5 protein-coding genes, 2 tRNA genes and 1 pseudogene are annotated in these 3,989 nt (G+C 74.9%); 3 read left to right on the top strand and 5 right to left on the bottom strand.

All coding sequences use genetic code 11. The features are described 5' to 3' along the window. Window positions 1-337 (top strand): annotated as a pseudogene (locus tag ACTUAL_RS23400) (hypothetical protein); the annotation flags it as partial. A gap of 88 nt (window positions 338-425) precedes the next feature. Here ACTUAL_RS23400 and ACTUAL_RS23395 read toward each other — a convergent pair. Both ACTUAL_RS23395 and ACTUAL_RS23390 read right to left on the bottom strand, forming a co-directional pair. After that, window positions 426-518, bottom strand: a tRNA-Ser gene (locus ACTUAL_RS23395). Window positions 519-584: 66 nt separating this feature from the next. After that, complete coding sequence (locus ACTUAL_RS23390) at window positions 585-1,037, bottom strand: hypothetical protein (protein WP_440901747.1); 453 nt, start codon at window positions 1,035-1,037, stop codon at window positions 585-587. A gap of 151 nt (window positions 1,038-1,188) precedes the next feature. Here ACTUAL_RS23390 and ACTUAL_RS23385 point away from each other — a divergent pair, with 151 nt between their 5' ends. Both ACTUAL_RS23385 and ACTUAL_RS23380 read left to right on the top strand, forming a co-directional pair. Further along, a complete protein-coding gene (locus tag ACTUAL_RS23385; RefSeq protein ID WP_440901746.1) occupies window positions 1,189-1,569 on the top strand; it encodes a hypothetical protein in 381 nt (126 codons plus the stop codon). Between the two features lie 81 nt (window positions 1,570-1,650). Next, window positions 1,651-1,739: transfer RNA gene (locus tag ACTUAL_RS23380), tRNA-Ser, on the top strand. A gap of 18 nt (window positions 1,740-1,757) precedes the next feature. Here ACTUAL_RS23380 and ACTUAL_RS23375 read toward each other — a convergent pair. From ACTUAL_RS23375 to ACTUAL_RS23365, 3 genes are all read right to left on the bottom strand, one after another. Next, window positions 1,758-1,991, bottom strand: coding sequence for a biotin/lipoyl-binding carrier protein (locus ACTUAL_RS23375; protein ID WP_440901745.1), 234 nt, complete (start codon window positions 1,989-1,991; stop codon window positions 1,758-1,760). A 67-nt stretch (window positions 1,992-2,058) separates the two neighbouring features. Further along, window positions 2,059-3,084: a hypothetical protein gene (locus ACTUAL_RS23370; RefSeq protein ID WP_440901744.1), complete on the bottom strand. Its 1,026-nt coding sequence runs from the start codon at window positions 3,082-3,084 to the stop codon at window positions 2,059-2,061. Between the two features lie 53 nt (window positions 3,085-3,137). Then, window positions 3,138-3,989: carbon-nitrogen hydrolase family protein (locus tag ACTUAL_RS23365; RefSeq protein ID WP_440901743.1), on the bottom strand; the 852-nt coding region annotated here is incomplete at its 5' end.

Here is a 3,989-nt window from a genome sequence, read left to right as displayed (position 1 = left end):
GTTCGTCAGCGCCGATCAGGTCCGCGACTGGTGCGGCGCACCGGGCACCAGGGTCATCGTGAAGCCGGTCATCGACCTCGCCGGGCACGTCGCGGTCGATGCCTACGAGATCCCCGACCGCATCGCCGACCGCGTCCGCCTCAAGCACGCCACGTGCGTCTTCCCGTACTGCACCCGCCCGTCGCGGGCCTGCGACCTCGACCACCGCGAACCCTGGACCCCGGTGGTTGAGCCTGCCGAAACCACACCGGGGCCAGACGGATCGCTGATCTGGACCAGCCCCCACGGCCACCGCTACCGCGTCGACCCCGACGGCACCACCACACCGCTGGACTGACCCCTGCGCAGAGGCGCTCGATCCAGCCCCGAGAACGCGGAAGCCCCCGCCGGGATCGACCCCGGCGGGGGCTTCTACGTCGAACGACTGGCGGAGGCGGCGGGATTTGAACCCGCGAGAGGGGGTAACCCTCAACCCGCTTAGCAGGCGGGCGCCATAGACCGGACTAGGCGACGCCTCCCGACAGCCCCGACAGGCTACTAGGCCCGGATCGCAGGTGACGAATCAGGTGCCCGTCGAGGCCTGCTCAGGTCAGCGGACGGTAGCCGCGTCCCTTGCTGAGGCGCTCCTGCAGCACGCGCACGAACTCCTCGCGATCGATGGCCAGCACGCCCACCGGGATCGTGGTGGAGCGTCCGTCCTTGAGTCGCAGCACCACGCAGGGAGCACCGCCGACGTGCGTGGTCACGGCATCCTCGACGTCCGCCCAACGGGCCCGCGACAGCCCCACGCCGCGCACGAGGCGCACGCGGTAGCCCTGCTCGGTCAACCGCACCACCGAGGTGCGCACGAGCAGCAGTCCGACCAGTCCCAGCAGGGCCAGCAGCACCGCACCGGCCACCAGCACCGCGCCCACCGACGCATCGCGCCAGACCACGATCGCCGTCGCCAGCACCAGGCCCGCGCCGAGCGCCACCAGCAGCACGCCGACCACGCGGACGGCGACCGACGGGGCCAGGCGGATGTCGCGATTGCTCACCCGGCCATTCTCGCCCACGCCGCACCGCCCCGCGGAACCGCCCGCCGTCCCGCCCGGCAGCACGGTTCGCGTGTGACCGCCCTCACAGCGCGGTACGGTGGGCTCTGCGCCGGGCTGGCCTGCGCGACGGACCTTCCCCCAGGAGGTGGAGATGCCCTCGGCTCCCGCACCCGCCCTGCAGGCGCTGCACCTCGCGCTCGACGCGCTGCCCCCGCCCGCCGCCCGCCAGGGCGCCGCCCTCGGCAACTGGCGCTGGACCGTGCGCCAGCGGCTGGCCGCCGTCCGCGAGCTGCTCATCAGCGGCCTGCCGCCCGTCGTGATCGAGTCGCCCGACTCCGTCGAGGGCGACCGCGTCGTGCTCCTGCGCCAGCGCAACACGCTGCTCGAGCGGCTCCACGCGCTCGACCCGCAGATCCTGCAGAGCCCGCACCCCGACGTCGTCCGGCGCGACCTGATGCGCCTGCTCATCGACGTCGACGGCTACGCCCGGCGCCTCGAGTCGGTGCGGCGTCCGACGCCCACCGGCACCTGAAACCCCGGGGCGCCCCGGCCCCGCGAGCCCCTAGACTGCTGCGCGGCGCGGACGGCGACCCACGGGTCGCGTGCGCGACCGGGAGGGGTGCCGGAGTGGCCGATCGGAACCGCCTTGAAAGCGGTCGCTGGCAGTGATGTCAGCCGCGGGTTCGAATCCCGCCCCCTCTGCCGCGCGGTCGTCGACCCTCAGGCGGGGTCGAGCAGCACCAGCACGTCGCCCTCCTGGATGACGTCGCCGGGCGAGACCTTGATCTCGCGCACGGTGCCCGCCCGCTCGGGGTGCACCGGGATCTCCATCTTCATCGACTCCAGCAGCAGCACGGTGCTGGCGGGCGTCACCTTCTCGCCCACCTCGCAGGTCACCGACATCACGTTGGCCACCATCTCCGCGACCACCTCGACCACCACGTTGCGCGCCATGCCCGCGAACCTAGTCGTTACCCGCGCGTACCCGGGGATCCGCCGGCCCCGCCGGGTCGGGCGCCGGTCACATCAGCGGTCGGGAGCGCGCGGGCTCGGGCCGCACCGCCGAGCGCCGCTCGGCACGCCGTCCGCGGGCGCCCTTCGAGCCGGTGAGCGCCAGATCGATCCGGATCAGCACGTAGGCGATCAGCAGCCCCACCACGATCGAGTAGAGGAGGCCCAGGCCCGCCTGGCTGAGCGTCGCGGCCGGGTCCATCAGGCTGTTGCCCACCGGCGCGGTGGCCGCGACCCCGAACCCGCACACCCACCAGCCCTGGCGCCGCCGCGCCCGCAGGTAGACGCCCCAGGCCAGCGCCGGCACGCCCACGTGGGCCTGCGTCGGGCGGGGCACCGCGCCGAGCGTGGCGCTGAGCCAGTCGGCCACGTCGTCGACGGCCGCGCTGATCTCGCTGGTGCCGAGGCTGCGCAGCGCCTCGCCGTAGGCGAGCACCACGCCCACGACGAGCGTGCTCACCACGACCACGCCGACGCCGCGGCGTCCGAGGCCGTGCAGGCCCGCGCCGAGCCGGTAGACCAGCGTGAGCACCACCACGAACGACAGCGCGAGCGTGACGTACTCGAAGCGCCACAGCGACACCGTGGGCGCGTAGCCCACGGCGGCCACCGCACCGAGGACGGCGACGCCCATCGCCAGGACCACCTCGCGGGCGCTCTCGACGAAGCGCCGCGCCGGCTGGGTGGCCATCACCCCGAGCACCGCGCCGACCGTGCAGGTCAGCACCGCGGCCCCGGCGCGCAGATGCTCGCTGTCGGTCACCACGGCCGTGACGCCCAGCGCGGCCGCGAGCATGCTGAACACCAGCTGCCGCCCGCCGGTGCGCGCCACCAGGCCCCACGTGTAGGCGCTGGTCACGGCGACCGCCCCGAGGCCGGTCAGCGCGCGGGGCGCATCGAGCAGCTCGCCGGCGACGACCACGGCGACGCCCACGAGCAGCAGCAGCCACCACACGCCCAGCTGGAGGCGGCTGCGCGCGCTCGCCGAGCGCAGCTGCGCGTCGTCGGCCGAGCGCGGCGCGGCCGCCCGGCGCACCCCGGGAGGGCGCTGCGGAGACGGATGCTGGCTGGTCGACACGGCCGCCAAGGCTACAGGCGGCGGTTCGCCAGCGACGGGTTCGTCTCCCGCGCGCGCTGCAGCTCCGCCGCGCTCACGCGGGCCCGCACCACCTCGCCGTCCGCGTCGCCGGCCTCGGCGAGCACCGCGCCCATCGGGTCGACCACCTGCGAGAGGCCCGTGTAGCGCGGAGCCGGCTGCGCGCACGCGGCGACGTAGACCGTGTTCTCGATCGCCCGGGCGCGCACGAGCGTGCGCCAGTGCTCCGCCTTGCCCTCACCGGCCACCCACGCCGCCGGCAGCACGAGCACGTCGGCGCCGTGGTCGACCGCGAGCGTCCGCGCCAGCTCGGGGAAGCGCAGGTCGTAGCAGGTCATCAGGCCGAGCCTCAGGCCACCGACCTCCACCGTCGCGGGGGTCGCCTCGCCGGCGCTGAGCCGGTCGGACTCGCGGTAGCCGAACGAGTCGTAGAGGTGGATCTTGCGATAGGACGCCGCGACCCCCGGCCCCCGCACCAGCAGGGTGTTCCAGGGCCGCGCGGGGTCGTCGGAGCGCTCGAACATGCCCGCCTCCACGGTCACGTCGTGGCGCAGGGCCGCGGTCTCCACCGCCGTCGCGAACGGCCCGTCGAGGGTCTCGGCGAACGCCGAGACGTCGGAGCCGGCGCGGCCGAAGTCGCGGGCGAAGACCTCCGGCAGCACGACCAGGTCGGCCTCGGGGCCCTCGCGGTCGACCAGCTCGACCAGGCGCTCGCGGTTCTCCTCCGGGCGCAGGCCCGACGCCGCCTGCAGCAGCGTCACCCGCAGCCCGGCCCCGACGTCCGACCCGACGTCCGACCCGGCGTCCGACCCGGCGTCCGACCCGGCGTCCGACCCGGCGTCCGA

Source organism: Actinosynnema sp. (assembly GCF_052038725.1).
The sequence above is the reverse complement of the archived record's forward strand: the minus strand, read 5'-3'. Positions and strand labels throughout refer to the sequence as shown.